Source organism: Streptomyces sp. NPDC055955 (assembly GCF_042270245.1).
Taxonomy (GTDB): domain Bacteria; phylum Actinomycetota; class Actinomycetes; order Streptomycetales; family Streptomycetaceae; genus Streptomyces.
This window is the reverse complement of record NZ_JBHJYS010000010.1, coordinates 170,118-187,754: the sequence shown is the minus strand read 5'-3', so window position 1 is coordinate 187,754 and position 17,637 is coordinate 170,118. Positions and strand designations below refer to the sequence as shown.

The 17,637-nt window shown below is 72.6% G+C and carries 13 protein-coding genes; 3 read left to right on the top strand and 10 right to left on the bottom strand.

Features of this window, described 5'->3' with window-relative positions:
• Nucleotides 1-108 precede the first annotated feature (108 nt).
• Nucleotides 109-735, top strand: coding sequence for a hypothetical protein (locus ACFC96_RS21760; protein ID WP_376260039.1), 627 nt, complete (start codon nucleotides 109-111; stop codon nucleotides 733-735).
• Between the two features lie 285 nt (nucleotides 736-1,020).
• On the opposite strand, the gene purH is transcribed toward ACFC96_RS21760, so the two are convergent.
• Nucleotides 1,021-2,583 carry a bifunctional phosphoribosylaminoimidazolecarboxamide formyltransferase/IMP cyclohydrolase gene (gene purH / locus ACFC96_RS21755; protein WP_376260041.1) on the bottom strand — a complete coding sequence of 521 codons (1,563 nt, stop codon included), beginning with the start codon at nucleotides 2,581-2,583 and terminating at the stop codon, nucleotides 1,021-1,023.
• Entirely contained in the window at nucleotides 2,580-3,245 is a 666-nt protein-coding gene (purN, locus tag ACFC96_RS21750) for a phosphoribosylglycinamide formyltransferase (protein ID WP_100594959.1), read from the bottom strand. Before purN ends, purH begins: the two co-directional genes overlap by 4 nt.
• 213 nt (nucleotides 3,246-3,458) lie before the next feature.
• On the opposite strand from purN, the gene ACFC96_RS21745 reads away from it, so the two are divergent.
• Nucleotides 3,459-4,277 carry a hypothetical protein gene (locus tag ACFC96_RS21745; protein WP_376260043.1) on the top strand — a complete coding sequence of 273 codons (819 nt, stop codon included), beginning with the start codon at nucleotides 3,459-3,461 and terminating at the stop codon, nucleotides 4,275-4,277.
• Here the strand turns inward: ACFC96_RS21745 and ACFC96_RS21740 are convergent.
• Nucleotides 4,274-6,052, bottom strand: a complete 1,779-nt coding sequence (locus ACFC96_RS21740) for a DUF6350 family protein (RefSeq protein ID WP_376613744.1) — start codon at nucleotides 6,050-6,052, stop codon at nucleotides 4,274-4,276. The two genes, ACFC96_RS21745 and ACFC96_RS21740, sit on opposite strands and share 4 nt — an antisense overlap.
• Before the next feature lie 122 nt (nucleotides 6,053-6,174).
• Here ACFC96_RS21740 and ACFC96_RS21735 point away from each other — a divergent pair, with 122 nt between their 5' ends.
• Nucleotides 6,175-7,353 carry a helix-turn-helix domain-containing protein gene (locus ACFC96_RS21735; protein ID WP_376613639.1) on the top strand — a complete coding sequence of 393 codons (1,179 nt, stop codon included), beginning with the start codon at nucleotides 6,175-6,177 and terminating at the stop codon, nucleotides 7,351-7,353.
• Between the two features lie 140 nt (nucleotides 7,354-7,493).
• Here the strand turns inward: ACFC96_RS21735 and sucD are convergent, their stop codons facing one another.
• The 7 genes from sucD to ACFC96_RS21700 form a co-directional block, all read right to left on the bottom strand.
• A complete protein-coding gene (sucD, locus tag ACFC96_RS21730) occupies nucleotides 7,494-8,375 on the bottom strand; it encodes a succinate--CoA ligase subunit alpha (RefSeq protein ID WP_116510887.1) in 882 nt (293 codons plus the stop codon).
• Nucleotides 8,376-8,396: 21 nt separating this feature from the next.
• Nucleotides 8,397-9,578: an ADP-forming succinate--CoA ligase subunit beta gene (gene sucC / locus ACFC96_RS21725; RefSeq protein WP_116510889.1), complete on the bottom strand. Its 1,182-nt coding sequence runs from the start codon at nucleotides 9,576-9,578 to the stop codon at nucleotides 8,397-8,399.
• Nucleotides 9,579-10,052: 474 nt separating this feature from the next.
• On the bottom strand, nucleotides 10,053-11,450 hold the full coding sequence (locus ACFC96_RS21720; RefSeq protein WP_376613637.1) for a hypothetical protein: 1,398 nt from the start codon (nucleotides 11,448-11,450) through the stop codon (nucleotides 10,053-10,055).
• A gap of 149 nt (nucleotides 11,451-11,599) precedes the next feature.
• Nucleotides 11,600-12,586 (bottom strand): hypothetical protein, encoded by a 987-nt coding sequence (locus tag ACFC96_RS21715; protein ID WP_376613636.1) that lies wholly within the window; start codon nucleotides 12,584-12,586, stop codon nucleotides 11,600-11,602.
• A gap of 141 nt (nucleotides 12,587-12,727) precedes the next feature.
• Nucleotides 12,728-13,933 carry a VWA domain-containing protein gene (locus tag ACFC96_RS21710; RefSeq protein WP_376260050.1) on the bottom strand — a complete coding sequence of 402 codons (1,206 nt, stop codon included), beginning with the start codon at nucleotides 13,931-13,933 and terminating at the stop codon, nucleotides 12,728-12,730.
• The gene (locus tag ACFC96_RS21705) at nucleotides 13,933-16,353 is read right to left on the bottom strand and encodes a DUF5682 family protein (RefSeq protein ID WP_376613634.1); all 2,421 of its coding nucleotides are present in this window, start codon (nucleotides 16,351-16,353) and stop codon (nucleotides 13,933-13,935) included. Before ACFC96_RS21705 ends, ACFC96_RS21710 begins: the two co-directional genes overlap by 1 nt.
• Nucleotides 16,350-17,489: an AAA family ATPase gene (locus ACFC96_RS21700; RefSeq protein ID WP_376260053.1), complete on the bottom strand. Its 1,140-nt coding sequence runs from the start codon at nucleotides 17,487-17,489 to the stop codon at nucleotides 16,350-16,352. Before ACFC96_RS21700 ends, ACFC96_RS21705 begins: the two co-directional genes overlap by 4 nt.
• Nucleotides 17,490-17,637: the final 148 nt, after the last annotated feature.

Below are 17,637 nucleotides of genomic sequence, written 5' to 3'. Positions count from 1 at the left end.
GAGCGGCAACAGTGCCGCGGGCAGTACCGGGGGGACGACCGCTCTGTGACCTTTCCTCCACTTGGTGCCGCGCGTTGTCCCCGCACTAAGGCAACGGAGGAAAAAGCCATGAGTTTCGGCGACCCGAACAACCCCTACGGTCCGCCGCAGGGCCAGCAGCCCGGCTACCCGCCGCAGGCGCCCCAGGCTCCCCAGGGCCAGCCCGGCTACGGCTACCCGCAGGGCCAGCCCCCGCAGCAGCCCGGCTACGGCTACCCGCAGGGCCAGCCCGCGTACCCCGGCTTCCCCGGCGGCAATGCCATGCCGATGGAGATGCCCGGCCTGATGAAGACCGCGCGCGTGCTCCTGTTCATCCTCGCCGGCTTCCAGCTCCTCTTCGGCATCATCGCGGGCATCGCGATCGGTGCGGCCCAGGACGTGTCCAACGGCGTCGGGTCCGGTGACGCCACGGACACGCTGGCCGGGCTCGGCTTCCTCATCGCGGCCCTCATGGTGGCCCTCGGCGCCCTGTCGATCTTCCTGGGCGTCAAGTTCAAGAACGGCGGAAGCGGCATCCGCATCACGACGATCGTCTACGCGTCGCTGATGATCATCGGTGGTCTCGTCAACACCATCAACGGCGGCGGCGGTTCGGCGACCTTCGGCGGACTCATCTCGCTCGCCATCGCCGGCATCATCCTCGGCTCCATGGTGAACAGCGCCGCGTCCACCTGGTTCAACCGCCCGCGCTACTGATCGAGTTCGCGGCGAAGCAGGGGTTTCCCACCCTGCACCCGTAAGACCCGGAAGACCCGGAAGACCCGTAAGACCCGTAAGACCCGTAAGGGCCGCTCTCTCCCGTCACAAGGGGAGCGCGGCCCTTCGCGGTGACGGCAGCGTCCGCCGGACGTCGACGGCCTACGAGCCCTGCCGAGCCCGGCAGGGCTCGCCACGGCTGACAGCCTGAGCGCCACGGGAACGACCGCGGGCCGTGCCTTCACAGGGGAAGGCACGGCCCGCGGTCGTGTGCGAGGGGTCCGCTCAGTGGAAGAAGTGGCGCGTGCCGGTGAAGTACATCGTCACGCCCGCCTTCTTCGCGGCCTCGATGACCTGCTCGTCACGGATGGAACCGCCGGGCTGGACGATCGCCTTCACACCGGCGTCGATCAGGATCTGCGGCCCGTCCGGGAACGGGAAGAACGCGTCCGACGCGGCGAAGGAGCCGCGCGCCCGCTCCGCGCCCGCGCGCTCCACGGCCAGCTTGCAGGAGTCGACGCGGTTGACCTGGCCCATGCCGACGCCGACCGAGGCGCCGTCCTTGGCCAGCAGGATCGCGTTGCTCTTCACCGCGCGGCACGCCCGCCAGGCGAACGCCAGCTCGTCGAGCTCGCCCGGGGACAGCGCGTCGCCCGTGGCGAGGGTCCAGCTCGCCGGGTTGTCGCCGTCGGCCTGGACGCGGTCGGTGACCTGGAGGAGCGCACCGCCGTCGATCTGCTTCGTCTCGACGACCGCCGACGGGCCCCGGTGGGCGCGCAGCACGCGGATGTTCTTCTTCTTGGTGAGGGCCTCGAGCGCGCCGTCCTCGTACTCGGGCGCGACGATGACCTCGGTGAAGATCTCCGCGACCTGCTCGGCCATCTCCTTGGTGACCGGACGGTTCACGGCGATCACACCGCCGTACGCGGAGACCGGGTCACAGGCGTGCGCCTTGCGGTGCGCCTCGGCGACGCTCGACGCGACCGCGACGCCGCACGGGTTGGCGTGCTTGATGATCGCGACGCACGGGTCGTCGTGGTCGTACGCGGCACGGCGCGCGGCGTCCGTGTCCGTGTAGTTGTTGTACGACATCTCCTTGCCGTGCAGCTGCTCGGCCTCGGCGAGACCGCCGGTGCCGTCGACGTAGAGGGCGGCACCCTGGTGCGGGTTCTCGCCGTAGCGCAGGACGTTCTTGCGCTCGTACGTCGCGCCGAGGAACTCGGGGAAGCCGCTCTCGTCGGCAGCCGCGTAGCCGTCGGCGAACCAGGAGGCCACCGCGACGTCGTACGCCGCCGTGTGCTGGAAGGCCTCACCGGCGAGACGCTTGCGGGCGGTCAGGTCGAAGCCGCCGTCGCGGACGGCCGCGAGGACGTCGGCGTACCGGGAGGGGCTGGTGACGACGGCCACCGACGGGTGGTTCTTGGCTGCGGCGCGCACCATCGAGGGGCCGCCGATGTCGATCTGCTCGACGCACTCGTCGGGAGTCGCGCCCGAGGCGACGGTCTCCTTGAAGGGGTACAGGTTCACGACGACGAGCTGGAAGGGCTCCACGCCGAGCTCGGCGAGCTGGCGCTGGTGGTCCTCCAGGCGCAGGTCGGCGAGGATGCCCGCGTGGATCTTCGGGTGCAGCGTCTTGACGCGCCCGTCGAGGCACTCGGGGAAGCCCGTGAGCTCCTCGACCTTGGTGACGGGAACCCCGGCGGCGGCGATCTTCGCAGCGGTCGAGCCGGTCGACACCAGCTCCACGCCCGCCTCGTGCAGCCCGCGCGCGAGGTCTTCCAGACCGGTCTTGTCGTAGACGCTGACGAGCGCCCGGCGAATGGGCCGCTTGTTGCTCTCGGCGGTCACTGGATAACTACCTTTCGTCCCTCAATGCGATAGCCGTTGCGGGCCAGACGCCCCACGACATCGACGAGCAGCCTGCGCTCGACTTCCTTGATGCGCTCGTGCAGAGCGCTCGCGTCGTCCTCGTCCCGGACCTCGACCACGCCCTGGGCGATGATCGGGCCGGTGTCGACGCCGTCGTCGACGAAGTGGACGGTGCATCCGGTGACCTTGGCGCCGTACGCGAGCGCGTCGCGCACACCATGGGCTCCGGGAAAACTGGGGAGCAGGGCGGGGTGCGTGTTCACGAACCGCCCGCCGAACCGGGCGAGGAACTCCTTGCCCACGATCTTCATGAACCCGGCCGAGACCACGAGGTCCGGCTCGTACGCCGCCGTGGCCTCGGCGAGCGCCCGGTCCCACTCCTCGCGGGTGGCGAAGTCCTTGACCCGGCAGACGAAGGTGGGCAGCCCGGCGCGCTCGGCGCGCTCGAGCCCGGCGATGGAGTCACGGTCGGCGCCGACCGCCACGATCTCGGCGCCGTAACCCTCCGCGCCCTCGGCCGCGAGGGCGTCGAGCAGAGCCTGCAGATTCGTGCCTGATCCGGAGACCAGCACGACGAGCCGCTTGGCCACAGCGAGGGCCTTTCTCGGGAGTGCGTTTGTAGGGTCGCACAAAGGCTTCACGGTTCCCGATACGGGGAACTCTACGAAGCGGTCGACCGTCAGCAACGATACCGGCACATGGAGCGGCCCCCACGGGACGGGGGCGCGGCCGGAAGGTAGCGTCTGTGGCGGATTCGCCGACCGAAGGAACGCCGCCCGCTCGCGGGACGTTCACTTCAGGACGGACTCGCCCGCAGCCGCGCCACGATCGACCTAGGGGAAGACGCACACCTGATGCCGGACCGAAGCCTCCGCCTGCCGCTGCTGCCCGCCGGCTCGACCCTGCTGCGCGAAGGCCGTCCCACGCCTCCTCAGCCTCAGGACACACCGCCCAAGTCCTCGGATTCCCCCGAGAAGTCCCCTGAGTCGCCCAAGCTCTCCAAGCCCTCCAAGGACGACAACCCGTTCGCGCCGCCGCCCGAGGGCTCGCCCGACCGCCCGTGGCAGCCGCGCCGTCCCGAGGGCGGCCAGAACGGCCAGGGCGACGGGTCGGGCGGGAACCGGAACCCGTGGGGCGGTCAGTGGAGCGACCGGCAGCCGGGCCGCGCCCAGGGCGGCGGCTTCGGCGACCGCCCCGGTCAGGGCGGCGGACCCGGCGGCCAGGGCGGACCCGAAGGCCCCCAGGGCCCCGGCTCCGGCATGCGCTGGGACCCGACGGACCCGGCCCAGCGCCGCGCGCGCTACGCCCTGCTCTCCGGCATGTGGGGCTTCTTCTTCGCCCTGTTCAGCTGGCCTTACGTGGCGCTGCTGCTCGGCGCGCTCGCTCTGTACTGGGGCATCAGCGCCCTGCGCGCCAAGCCCCGCAAGCCGAACCCGGACGCTCCGGCACCCACGGGTCCCGCCACCGGATCGAGACCGCAGACCACGGCGGCCGTCAGCGGCCTGGTCACCGGCTCCCTCGCGCTGGCACTGGTCGCCGCCACGTTCACGGCACAGCTGGTCTACAGCGACTACTACACGTGCGTGAACGACGCGCTGACCAGCGCGTCCCAGAAGGCGTGCAACGACAAGCTCCCGAAGGAACTGCGCACGCTGCTCGGCACGCGGGACTAGGAAGGGTTCGGCGGCTCTTCGGGGGCCGCGCCTCCGCCCTCACCGCCACCCACGTCCGGGTCCCGGTCCAGGGCCGGGCCATTGCTCGTGCTCGTGTCCTTGCTCGTGCTCGTGTCCCTGGTCGTGCCCGTGTCCTTGCTCGTGTCCGTGTCCCTGCTCGTGTCCGACGCCTCCTTGAGCGCCGCCCAGCGTGCTTCCCTCGTGGCATCGGCAGGCCAGGGCCCGCCCGCGAAGGGGTCCGCGGGGAACAGATCCGCGGAGAACGGGTCCGAGGGGAAGAAGTCGTACGGCTCGAACGCGGCGTCGACCGACTTCGCCTGTCCGGCCCGCGCCGCGCCCTCCCGGCTCCGACGCGGCGGCCGACTCTTCGGGGACGGGATCCGGCGCCGCCACCACGACGGGGCCCGCTCCTGCGGCGACTCCCCGGCCCGCTCCTCGATCGAGTCCCCGGACCGCCTCTCGCGCGGCTCACCGACCCGCTCGTCGCGCGGCACCCAGACCCGTCGGGCCCGCAGTCCCATCGCCACCGGCATCGCCACCAGCGCCGTCCACCCCGTCGCCGCGAGCCCGGTGAGCCAGCCCACGGGCCCGAACTCCGCGAGCCCCGCGACGCCCATCGGCCCGCCGGCCGCCCTCGCGAGCCCTGCGAAGGACAGCCCGCACAGCACCGCCGCGAGGACCACCGCCAACGCCGTGCTCCCCCGCGACCACGCCTCGTCCCGCTCCCCGTGCCGGGGCGCCGCCGCCCCCGCCACGAACCACGCGACCGTCAGCCCGGCCACGACCGGCACCGCGCCCACCGACCAGGTGAGCGGCGACCCGGGGCCCGGCTCCGGCACCACCGCGAGCAGCGGGAACGCGGGCAGCAGCGGCCCCGACGACACCCCGAGCGGCCCGGCGACACTGCCCCCGCCGAGCACGACGCCGGGCCCGAGCGCGTACGCGGCGCCCCACACCGCCGCGTTGGGCACCAGCGCGGCGGCCAGCAGGAGCACCGCCAGCCGGCCCGACCACACGTTCGTCATCTGCTCGAACGATTGCCGCACCGACTCCATGTGCCACACCGTCGACGCCGCCACGACCAGCGCGCCGCCCGCCACCAGTACGAGCACCCCGGCCGCCGCCGCCCGCGCGGCCGCCGGCAGCAGACGTCGTACGAATGCCTCGCGCCTGCCGTACGGCAGGGCGTCGAGGCGATGGCGCAGGCGTGCGGGCAGCGGGGCGGGCGGGCGGCCGTGGGCCGTCCAGATCCCGGCACCCGCGGCGGCCAGGGCGACGACCGTCAGATGCGCGGTGACGCTCGGCCAGGACGGCCGCAGCTCACCGCCCGACGCGTAGAACGCGGCGCCGCCGCCCACCAGCAGATACCCGGCCACGACCCCGCACCACGCTGTCCACCAGACCATCCGCGGGGCGTCCCCGTCGTCCTCGCCCTCCACCGCGTCACGCGCCGCACGGTGCAGCAGCCACACCGGAACCACCAGAAGGAGCAGTGGCGCGACACCGATCGGCGCCGGGGTCCCGGAGAGCGTGTCCGTCCTGATGACCTCGGCGCCGTGTGCGAGCAGCCACAGCGCCGAGGCGGCGTGCAGAGCACCGCCGGGACCGCTGTCCGGATAGGGCGAACTGATCCACAGCACCATGACGAGCACGGCGGACGCGCCGAGCCCCAGCCCGGCCGCGAGGACCCCGCCGAAGAAGCAGGCGGCAGGCCCCCCGGAGCGGTCACGCACGCGGGAGAGCAGGAGCGGCAACGACAGGCCACGGTCGGTCATTTGGGTCACGCGGCCATGCTCCCAATGACACACGCTTTATTCGCGTAAGAGGCGAAGACCGGATGTGTCGCCCAAGATACGTTTATATAGTTTTTCACGCGAAAGGGTGTGTTGAATTCCCTATGACACAGAGCCCTGCCTCCCCGCTGCCGGCCCCCAAGGAGCGCCGCAGGCTCCGCGAGTCGAAGTCCCTGACCGAGGCTCAGGTCGCCGCGAAAGTAGGCGTCACCCGCGAAACGGTCCGCGCATGGGAATCCGGCCGCAGCACCCCGAGAGGCCACAAGAGGGAGACGTATGCGAAGCTCCTGGCGAGCCTCGAGGCGGAGGAACAAGCGCCGGCCACCGAGGCCGCTGCCCTCGCCACGACGACGCCCGTCCGGAGCAGACGATCCGTCGGACACTGGGACACCGCCCCGCTCGACCGGGGCCAGGAGCGCGGCGGACTGTGGGCGCGGCCCGCGGGCGAGGCCGAGGCGGGCGAGAGCTCCGGCCCCGCCGCGTCCTCGAATGACGCCACGGACGCCTTCGACCGGCTCTACGCCCATGCGGCCCCCGGCCTGGTCCGCCAGGCCTACCTCCTCACCGGCCGCCGCACCCTCGCCAGGGAGTCCGTGGAGCGCGCCTTCCAACTCGCCTGGCAGCGCTGGCCCGAGGTCGCCGTGGACCGCGATCCCGCCGGCTGGGTCAGGGCCGCCGCGTACGAGTACGCCGTGTCGCCCTGGCACCGGCTCCGCCCGAGCCACCGGCACCCCGAGGCGCCGCCCGCCGACGCCGACGACCGCGCGCTGCTCGACGCACTCCTGAGCCTGCCGTCCTCGTACCGTCGCACCCTGCTCCTCTACGACGGGGTCGGGCTCGATCTGCCCGAGACCGCGGCCGAGACGGAGGCCACCACGCCCGCGGCGGCGCAGCGGCTGCTCCATGCGAGGGAGGCAGTCGCCGAGCAGCTGCCCGCCCTCTCCGTGCCCGACCAGCTCCACCGGCGCCTGACCGAACTCGCGGGCGCCGAGAAGCTCCAGGCCCCCAAGTCGACCCACGTCCGCACGGACGGCGAGCGCCGGACCCGGTTCTGGACCCGTTCGGCCGTCGCCTTCACCGTCCTGATCGTCGGCGCGACGGCCCTCACGCTGCGCACCGCCCCGACCCGCTACGAACCCGTCCCCGCCCCCGGCGCCACCATCAGCGGCGTACCGCCTCGGACGGGGCCCGGACCGCTCACCCGCGCGGACAAGAAGCTGCGCGACAAGCTGCACAAGTCGGCCAAGAGCGGCCCGCACCGCCTCGTCCCCGAGGTCGACTGAGCCCCCACGGGCTCTCCGTACGGTCTCCCCCTACGGGCTCTGCGTACGGGATCTGCGTATGGGATCTCCGTACGGGCGAACGACAGTGGGCCCGCACCCCCAAAGGGTGCGGGCCCACTGTCGTCAGGCAGGTGGCGGAACTACGAGAGCAGCTCGCGCGCCAGCTTGGCCGTCTCGGTCGGCGTCTTGCCGACCTTCACGCCGGCGGCCTCGAGGGCCTCCTTCTTGGCCTGTGCGGTGCCAGAAGAGCCGGACACGATCGCGCCCGCGTGGCCCATCGTCTTGCCCTCGGGGGCGGTGAAGCCCGCGACGTAGCCGACGACCGGCTTGGTGACGTGCTTGGCGATGTAGTCCGCCGCACGCTCCTCGGCGTCGCCGCCGATCTCGCCGATCATGACGATCAGGTCGGTGTCGGGGTCGGCCTCGAACGCCTCGAGGGCGTCGATGTGCGTCGTACCGATGACCGGGTCGCCACCGATGCCGACGGCGGACGAGAAGCCGATGTCACGGAGCTCGTACATCATCTGGTACGTCAGCGTGCCGGACTTCGAGACCAGACCGATGCGGCCCGGCTTCGTGATGTCGCCCGGGATGATGCCGGCGTTCGACTGGCCCGGGGTGATGAGACCGGGGCAGTTCGGGCCGATGATGCGGGTCTTGTTGCCCTTCGACTTCGCGTACGCCCAGAAGGCGGCGGAGTCGTGGACGGCGATGCCCTCGGTGATGACGACCGCGAGGGGGATCTCGGCGTCGATCGCCTCGACGACGGCGGCCTTGGAGAAGGCCGGCGGCACGAAGAGGACGGACACGTTGGCGCCCGTCGCCTCCATGGCCTCCTTGACCGTCCCGAAGACCGGGACCTCGGTGCCGTCGAAGTCGACGGAGGTGCCGGCCTTGCGCGGGTTCACGCCGCCGACGATGTTCGTGCCGTCACCGAGCATGAGCTTGGTGTGCTTCATGCCCGTGGCACCGGTCATGCCCTGGACGATGACCTTGCTGTCCTTGGTGAGGAAGATAGCCATGGTGGTCTGAGTCCCTCTTCCTTACTTCGCAGCCGCGGCGAGCTCGGCGGCCTTGTCGGCCGCGCCGTCCATGGTGTCCACACGCTGGACGAGCGGGTGGTTGGCGTCGCTGAGGATCTTGCGACCCAGCTCCGCGTTGTTGCCGTCGAGTCGCACGACCAGCGGCTTGGTGACCTCTTCGCCCTTGTCGGCGAGGAGCGCCAGGGCCTGCACGATGCCGTTGGCGACCTCGTCGCAGGCGGTGATGCCACCGAAGACGTTGACGAACACGGACTTGACGTCCGGGTCGCCGAGGATGATCTCCAGGCCGTTCGCCATCACCTGGGCGGACGCGCCGCCACCGATGTCGAGGAAGTTGGCCGGCTTCACGCCGCCGTGGTTCTCACCGGCGTACGCGACGACGTCCAGGGTCGACATGACCAGACCGGCACCGTTACCGATGATGCCGACCTCGCCGTCGAGCTTGACGTAGTTGAGGTTCTTGGCCTTGGCGGCAGCCTCGAGCGGGTTGGCTGCGTCCTTGTCCTCGAGCGCCTCGTGCTCGGGCTGGCGGAAGTCCGCGTTCTCGTCGAGGGAGACCTTGCCGTCAAGGGCGATGACCTTGCCGGAGGCGACCTTGGCGAGCGGGTTCACCTCGACGAGGAGGGCGTCCTCCTTGATGAAGGTGTCCCACAGGGTGACGAGGATGTCGGCGACCTGGTCGGCGACCTCGGCCGGGAACTTCGCCTTGGCGACGATCTCCTGGGCCTTCTCCTTGGAGACACCCTCGTTGGCGTCGACCGGCACCTTCGCGAGGGCGTCGGGGTTCTCCTCCGCGACGACCTCGATCTCCACGCCGCCCTGGACGGACGCCATGGCGAGGAAGGTGCGGTTGGTGCGGTCGAGGAGGTACGAGACGTAGTACTCCTCGAGGATCTCCGGAGCGGTCTCGGCGATCATCACCTTGTGGACCGTGTGGCCCTTGATGTCCATCCCGAGGATGTCCGTCGCGCGGGCGACGGCCTCGTCCGGGGTGGCGGCGAGCTTGACGCCGCCGGCCTTGCCGCGGCCGCCGACCTTCACCTGCGCCTTGACGACCGACTTGCCGCCCAGTCGCTCGGTGGCCTCGCGCGCCGCCTCAGGCGTGTCGATGACTTCACCGGCCAGCACCGGTACACCGTGCTTGGCGAAGAGGTCCCTCGCCTGGTACTCGAACAGGTCCACGCGCGTCCGTCCCTTTTCCGTGATCTCGCTGCGATCTCGCTGCTTTGCGGTCAGCTGTCTGCGTGGGCGTGCCGCGAAGGGCAACGTGACTGCGCTGTCACAGGGGAGGCGTAGGACGGAGTCCGGTACGCGGCATGTCCGTCTCGCAGGTTATCGCCGCTCGCCCGGGGTCCCTAAATCGCAGATCACACCTGAGCGGTGATAACAGTCACAGAGCGGGGCCCCACCGGCCTGGGGTGCGCCCGGTGGGGCCCCTGAGAGCCCCTGAAAGACCCGGTGGGAGGACCTGGAGAGCCCTGCCGCCGGACCGGGAAGGGCCCGGGCGGGTGATCCTCACCCCAATGGGGACCACCCGCCGCCATCTGCCGGGCCGGGCCCGGCCTGTCACTCCGGTCCCCGGCTGCCCGCAGACGACGTCTTCAGTCCGCCGACTCGTCCCGCGGTTGCGGAGGCGGACTTCTCAGTTGCGGAACCTCAGATGCCGAAGCCGTTGGCGGCGGCGTCCGTGGCGTTCGTCAAGTAGCTGGGGGCGACCGAGGCGGCCACACCCTGGACGCCCTGGACCGCGTTCGCGGCGAGCGGCTGGGCGTCGGCTCCGACCGTGCCGGTCAGGTCCTGCGCGAACGGCGAGACCTCACCGACGACCCCGCCGGCGAACGGCGTCACGTCGCCGACCACACCACCGGCGAACGGCGCGACGTCGCCCACGACGCCCTGCGCCAGGTACGCCGCGCTGCCGCCGACGCCCTGCACGACCGGCTGCACCTGGTCGTACACGGCCTGCACGAGGGGCTGGACCGCGCCGACGACACCGCCCGTGAAGGGCGTCACGTCGTCCGCGACGACCGACTGCGCGAAGGGCTGGACCTGGCCCACGACCCCGTCCGCGAACGGCGTGACGTGGCCGACGACGCCACCGGCGAACGGCGTCACGTCGCCGACCGCACCGCCCGCGAGCCTGCCGACGTCGCCGACGGCCTGTCCGGCGACCGGGACCACGCCGTGCACGGCGGTCGCGGCGATGGGGGGAAGCACCGCGGCCGAGGTCTCGTCGACGACGGGACCGGCGGCGGTCGTCACTCCGCCCACGGCGCCGGAGGCGGTGGCCGGGACGTTCTGGGCGTGGCCCGGGACCTGCGCCGCGGTGCCGTACGCCTGGGCGGCGATGTCCTGGACCTGGGCGGTGGCGCCCTGGACCCGGCCCTGCGCGCCGGTCACCGTGCGGTCGACGTCGGGGGCGAACGCGGACAGGGGGCCGAACAGGTAGTCGATCTCCTGGGTGGCACCGTCCTGGACGGCCGCGGTCCGGTCGCCGGCGTTCCGCGCGACGGCGTCGGCCGACACGTGCGGGACCCCGGCGGTGTGGGCGTGCGCCACGCGCGCGGCGGCGCTGCGGGCGGTGTCGGCGATGCCGGTGACGCCCTCGACGTAGGTGCGGGCCTGCTGCTTGGCGTGCGCGGCGGCCGCCTCGACCCGGGCGTCGGTGTGCCGGACGGTGCCCTGGGCGCCGGTGACAGCCGGACCGGCCTGGGGAGCGGCCTTGGCGGCGGTGCCGGAGACCGTGCCGTGGACGGTTCCGGAGACGGTGGAGGCGGCGCCGGACGCGGTGGTCCGGGCCTGGCCGGTCACGCCCGCCACGGTGTCCTGGGCCTTGCCGGTGACCGAGCCGACGGTGCCGTGGGTGACGTCGTCGACGGTGGCCTGGACGTGGGAGACCGTGCCCTGCACATCGGCGACCACGTCACCGGCGAGGTCCGGCACCGCCACGGAGTGGGCGGGCAGTTCGTCGGCGCTGGCGGCGGCGGAGCCGAGCGCCCACGCACCGGAGACGCCGGCGGCTATCACGATGGAACGGCGGATGTTCTTGTTCATGCTTGCGTCAGATCCTTCGAATTCTCATGTCCGGTCCCGCGCTGGAGTGGTCCAGCGGTGGGCCGGCGGCGTCCGGCCGGAGTGGTCCGGTCGGCGGGCAGACCTGTGCCGCCCCCGCGCGGCAGGTCACGTGCGGGGAACGGGCTGCCCTAGCCGGGGAATTCGGGGATGTCTCGGTGCCTGTCGCGGGTGGGTGCGGCGTGGGAGGACGCCGTCGCCCCGGGCAGCAGCCGGGCCGTCCCGCCGCTGCCGAAGGCCGCCGCCGCGAGGTCGGAATGCCGCGTCGTACTGCCGTCCCCCGCGGACTGGCCGACCGCGCTGCCGCTGGGGAACGCGGGGGTGGGGGCGGGAGCCGAGGCTCCGGCCGCCTTTGCGGCCGGGGTCCGTGCGGGTACCGCGTTGAGGCCTGCCGGGGCGAACACGTCGCCGACGGCTTCGGCCGCCTCTCGCTCACCGGGCCGCGCGGCATCGCTGTGCCCGGCGGCCGCATGGGTTCCCGCGCTCGGAGTCGGCGCCGCGTGGGCGCCGTCCCCTGCCGGGCCGGGGGTGCCGGGTCGGCCGGGCCGGACCGGGACGCCGGGCAGGCCCGGCATCGACGGCGGCGCGGGCAGGAACCGCGGCGGAGCCTCGTCGGCGAGCTCGCCGACGAGCCCTGTGGCGAACTCACCCGCTTCCCGGGCCTCTTCACGGACGGCGTCCCGGACCGTCCCCCGCACTTCGCGCACTTCTCGTACGACGGGTGCGGCGACCTGGGTCCGGACCGGCTCGGCCACACGCTTCCTGACGGGCTCGACCAGGCGCTTCCTGACGGGCTCCACGGCTTGCTCCCGCACGGCCCCGTCTGCTCGGGAACCGGTGGCGGGAGGCGTGTGGCGCGCCGCCCGCTCGGGGACGGATGCGTGATCCGCCGCGTGAGCGGTTGCGTGCACGGCTGTGTGAACCGTCTGCTCACCGGCGGCCTCCGTCGGCGGCACGACTCCCTCCGCCGCATGCGCCCTTCCTCCGCACAGCAAGCCCAGCACGATCAGGCCGCCCACCAGGAACATCACCCGCAGCGCCACGTTCAGCGCACGCCGCCCGGCCGCTGCGCGCACGACGCGCGAAGCGGCACCAGGCAGAGCGATCGGGGAAGTCAAGGTGGGGGAACCCTCCCGTACGAGGGGGCGCGGCGACGCGGGACGCGTGGGCGCGGGGATGAGAACAGCCGCGCCGATCCTTGCACGGGACGCCCGAGGTTGCGCAAGCCCCCTGTTACCGATGGGTAGTCATGTCCGGATTTACGGCGTCCCGTTCATCGGGTGTCCGGCGTCCGGTATCGGCAGCGGCCGCTTCTCGATCGCCGCCGCCATCACCTCCGGGAAGAGATCCGGAGTGCACGCGAAGGCCGGTGCCCCCAAGGCCGCGAGCGCCGCCGCGTGTTCCCTGTCGTAAGCGGGAGCCCCCTCGTCGGACAGCGCGAGCAACGTGACGAACTGCACTCCCGACGCCTTCATCGCGGCGACCCGCTTCAGCATCTCGTTCCGGATGCCGCCTTCGTAGAGGTCGCTGATGAGGACGACGACGGTCTCGGCGGGGCGGGTGATCTGCGACTGGCAGTACGCGAGCGCTCTGTTGATGTCGGTGCCGCCACCGAGCTGCGTGCCGAACAGGACGTCGACCGGGTCGTCGAGCTGGTCGGTGAGGTCGACGACGGCCGTGTCGAACACGACGAGCCGCGTGTTGATGGACCGCATCGAGGCCAGCACGGCGCCGAACACGGAGGCGTAGACGACGGACGCCGCCATCGAGCCCGACTGGTCGATGCAGAGGATGACCTCCTTCTTCACCGACTGGGACGCACGGCCGTATCCGATGAGCCGCTCGGGGACGACCGTTCGGTACTCCGGCAGATAGTTCTTGAGGTTGGCCGCGATCGTGCGGTTCCAGTCGATGTCGTGGTGGCGGGGCCTGTTGATACGGGCGCTGCGGTCGAGCGCGCCGGTGAGCGTCGCGCGGGTCCGCGTGGCGAGCCGCTTCTCCAGGTCCTCGACGACCTTGCGCACGACGGCGCGTGCGGTCTCCTTCGTCGTCTCCGGCATCGCCTTGTTGAGGGAGAGCAGCGTGCCGACGAGGTGCACGTCGGCGTCGACCGCCTCCAGCATCTCCGGTTCGAGCAGCAGCGCGGACAGACCGAGGCGGTCGATGGCGTCGCGCTGCATGACCTGGACGACGGAGGACGGGAAGTACGTCCGGATGTCGCCGAGCCAGCGCGCCACGGACGGCGCGGACGCCCCGAGGCCGGCCGAACGGTCGCGCCCCCGCCCCTCCTTCTTCTTGTCCCCTCCGCCGTAGAGCGCGGTGAGCGCGCCGTCCATCGCCGCGTCCTGACCGCCGAGCGCGCAGCCGGTGCCGTCCGCTTCGTCCCCGCCGAGCACGAGCCGCCAGCGCCGCATCCGCTCGCCCCGGGCTCCCCCGCTGAGCTCGTCCACCTGGTCGACCGCCATCAGGCCACCCCCACAAGGTCGTTGTCACCCCGGCCGGAACCGGAGCCGAAACCGAAACCGGCGCCGGCGCCGGCGCCGGATGTGGCGCCGGTGTCCGCGTCGTCCGCCCCGAGCAGCAGCCGCAGCACGGGCAGCACCGCGTCCGCGCGCGGCTCGTCGAGCCCGGGCGCGAACCCCGGCGGTGCCGTGCCCACGGCTGCCGTGGGTCCCGCCCCCGCGGGCCCGCGCCGCACCAGCTCGCCCAGCGTGCGGCGCACACCGGACTCGTAGGCGGAGAAGGTGCGGCGCAGCAGCGGCAGTACGTCCGTGAACGCGTCGGCGGAGACGCCCGTCAGCCAGTCGTCGACGAGCGTGAGCAGCCGCTCGTCATGCACGAGGAGCAGCCCGCCGCCGGAGCCGCCGCCGACGAACCCCTCGATCCAGGCGGCGGCCTCGGCGGGTCCGGTGCCGGGCGAGAGGGCGAGCCCCATCAGCCGCGCGGCCTCGCCCTCGGCCAGCTGTCCGTCGTCGAGGAGGAGTCGCGCGCACCGCCCCCGGATCACGCCGGCCACGCTGTCACGTGCGGCGAGGACCCGCAGCACGGAGTGCCAGCGGCGTCTGTGTCCGGCCGTCCCGTCGTCCTCCAGGAGCCCCACCGCCGCGTGGACCGCGTCCACATGTCCGCGCATCTCTGCCGCGGCGTCCGCGTCGAGCCCCGCGCACGCGGGTGGCAGGCCCACGAAGACGCGCTCGGCGAGACCGGCCGCGACCTCGCTCAATGCCCGGGTGTCCGTGCCCCGTACGTCGCCGTAGCGCAAGGATCGGACGAGGGCGGGCAGGGCCTGGGCGAGATGGCCGACGTCCGTGTCCATCGCGGCGCGGTCGGCCAGTACGCGCATCACCACCGGGAGGGCTTGCGGCAGTTCGGCGAGGAGGCAGCGCTCGGCGAGGGCCGTGATGTCGGCGAGGGCCTGTGCGCCGATCGCGTCCGCCTCGGCTCTGGCGGTGGCGGCCGAGAGCACGGTCGTGCCCCAGACGCCCGCCTCGGCCACGCGCACGGACAGCTCGGGTTCCCAGCGCAGCCGCCAGGTCTCCCGGAACGTACCGGTGGAGGCGCGCGCGCACCGCGCCGGCTCGCCCCAGCCGACGTCGAGGAGGCGGAGCCGGTGCAGAAGCCGGCTGCGCGCCGCGTCGGTGTCCTTGCGCAGGTCGAGCTCCACCTCCCGCTCCAGTGCCTCCGGTTTGAGCCGCAGGGAGCGCTGGAGCCGTGTGAGGTCGCGCTGCAGCGGCACGGCGGGCGCCGCGTCGGGGACCTCGCCGAGCGCGTCCCCCACGACGAGCTTGTCGTGGACGAGCGACAGGGGTACGTCCGACCCCTCGCACATCACGGCACGGATCGCGTCCGTCGTCTCGGTCAGCCCGGCCAGCGGACGGCCCCGCATCGCGGCGAGCGTCTCGGCCAGCCGCACCGCCTCGATGACGTGGGCCGACGACACGACCTTGTCCTCGTCCCTGAACAGCCCGGCGACCTTGGCCATCCAGCGTTCGACGGGCCGGTCAGGGGCACTGAACAGATGCCCGTACCACCCGGGCGAGTCGATGCCCGCTCCGTATCCCCCGGCCCGCGCGAGACGGCGGTGGGTCCAGGGCACCCAGGTCATGTCGACCTTGGCCTTGGGCAGTCCCTTGAGAACGGCCCGGTCCGCGGCGACGGTCGTCTTCACGCGCAGCGCCGGAACGTGCCACGCACCGCACACCACCGCGATCCCGTTCGCGAACTCCTTCTGTGCTGCGCGTAGTTGAAGGCGCATATAGGCCTCCCGGACGAGGTCCCGCTCGTGTCCCCCGTCGCCGAACTCCTCCCGCAGCGCCGCCATCGCCTCGCCGAGCGCCTCGAACGGCGCGAACACGTCCCCCGCCCCGGCCCGGTGCTCGACGACGTCCTCCCACCAGCGCTCCGGGTCGTCGTGTCCCGCGGTCTCGGCGAGTACGGCGAGCGGATCGACACGCATCGTCTCCCTGACGTCATCGCCGCCCTGGTCCTCGCCCTGGTCCTCGCCCTGGCCCCCGGCCCCCTCGGGATCGTCCGGCGTCACGGCCTGCGTGCGCAGGGCCAGACTGTGCGCCGCCGGCAGGTCGATGAAACGGACCGCCGCGCCCCGCCCCAGGGCCCAGCGGATCGCGACCCACTCCGGGGAGAACTCGGCCATCGGCCAGAACGCGGAACGCCCCGGCTCGTCCACGACATGCGCCAGCAGCGCGACCGGCGGCACCATGTCCTCGTCGGCGGCGAGCGACACCAGGGCGTCCGCCTCGGGCGGCCCCTCGACCAGGACGACACCCGGAGCGGCCGCGTCGAGCGCGGCCCTCACGGCCCTGGCCGAACCGGGGCCGTGATGGCGCACCCCGAGCAGCAGCGGCCCCCTGCCCCGCTCGCTCATACGCTCACCTCACGGCACGCGCGGTAGAAGTCCTTCCAGCCGTCCCGCTCACGCACCACGGCCTCCAGATACTCCTGCCAGATCACCCGGTCCGCGGCCGGGTCACGGACGACGGCGCCGAGGATGCCCGCCGCGACGTCCGACGGCCGCAGCACACCGTCCCCGAAGTGGGCTGCCAGCGCGAGTCCGCTCGTCACCACGGAGATCGCCTCGGCCGTGGACAGCGTGCCGCTCGGTGACTTCAGCTTCGTACGCCCGTCCTCGGTGACGCCGCCGCGCAGCTCGCGGAACACCGTGACGATGCGGCGGATCTCGTCCGAACCGTCCGGAGCGGCCGGCAGTTCGAGGGAGCGGCCGATCTGGTCGACGCGGCGCGAGACGATGTCGACCTCCGCCTCGGCGCTCTCCGGCAGCGGAAGCACCACGGTGTTGAAGCGGCGGCGCAGCGCGCTCGACAGGTCGTTGACCCCCCGGTCCCGGTCGTTCGCCGTGGCGATCAGATTGAAGCCCCTGACGGCCTGCACCTCCTGACCCAACTCCGGTATCGGCAGGGTCTTTTCCGACAGGATCGTGATCAGCGTGTCCTGTACGTCGGCCGGGATGCGGGTCAGCTCCTCGACCCGGGCCGTCATGCCCTCGGACATGGCGCGCATGACGGGGCTGGGCACGAGGGCGTCGCGGCTGGGGCCGTGGGCGAGCAGCCGCGCGTAGTTCCACCCGTACCGGATCGCCTCCTCGGGAGTGCCCGCCGTGCCCTGCACGAGCAGCGTCGAGTCTCCGCTGACGGCCGCCGCGAGATGTTCGGAGACCCATGTCTTCGCGGTGCCCGGCACACCGAGCAGCAGCAGGGCGCGGTCCGTCGCGAGCGTGGTGACGGCGACCTCGACGATGCGGCGCGGCCCCACGTACTTCGGCGTGATGACGGTCCCGTCGGGCAGCGTCCCGCCGAGCAGATACGTGGCGACGGCCCACGGCGACAGGCGCCAGCGCTCCGGGCGCGGCCGGTCGTCCTGAGCTGCCAGCGCCGCGAGTTCGGCGGCGAAGGCGTCTTCGGCATGCGGCCGCAGCGCCTGCGCGGCTCCCCGATCCCCCGCGGACGCGGCGCTCTTCTCGGTCGGTTCGACGGACACGGTCATGGCGATCCCCCTCGATTTCGGCCGGGCTCGGCCGGCACGTCCGGCACATCCCGAGCACTCGGCCGGGATGTGACTCCACCGTGCACCACGCCACTGACAATCACCGGCCGCACGCCGCTGACCTGCGCCAACACCCGCGCCACCGGTG

What these genes read in the sequence shown, in the direction of transcription:
- ACFC96_RS21760 (WP_376260039.1), top strand. Translation starts at nt 109, where the DNA reads ATGAGTTTCGGCGACCCGAACAACCCCTACGGTCCGCCGCAGGGCCAG.
- ACFC96_RS21745 (WP_376260043.1), top strand. Translation starts at nt 3,459, where the DNA reads ATGCCGGACCGAAGCCTCCGCCTGCCGCTGCTGCCCGCCGGCTCGACC.
- ACFC96_RS21740 (WP_376613744.1), bottom strand. Translation starts at nt 6,052, where the DNA reads ATGACCGACCGTGGCCTGTCGTTGCCGCTCCTGCTCTCCCGCGTGCGT.
- ACFC96_RS21735 (WP_376613639.1), top strand. Translation starts at nt 6,175, where the DNA reads ATGACACAGAGCCCTGCCTCCCCGCTGCCGGCCCCCAAGGAGCGCCGC.
- sucD (WP_116510887.1), bottom strand. Translation starts at nt 8,375, where the DNA reads ATGGCTATCTTCCTCACCAAGGACAGCAAGGTCATCGTCCAGGGCATG.
- ACFC96_RS21720 (WP_376613637.1), bottom strand. Translation starts at nt 11,450, where the DNA reads ATGAACAAGAACATCCGCCGTTCCATCGTGATAGCCGCCGGCGTCTCC.
- ACFC96_RS21710 (WP_376260050.1), bottom strand. Translation starts at nt 13,933, where the DNA reads ATGGCGGTCGACCAGGTGGACGAGCTCAGCGGGGGAGCCCGGGGCGAG.
- ACFC96_RS21705 (WP_376613634.1), bottom strand. Translation starts at nt 16,353, where the DNA reads ATGAGCGAGCGGGGCAGGGGGCCGCTGCTGCTCGGGGTGCGCCATCAC.
- ACFC96_RS21700 (WP_376260053.1), bottom strand. Translation starts at nt 17,489, where the DNA reads ATGACCGTGTCCGTCGAACCGACCGAGAAGAGCGCCGCGTCCGCGGGG.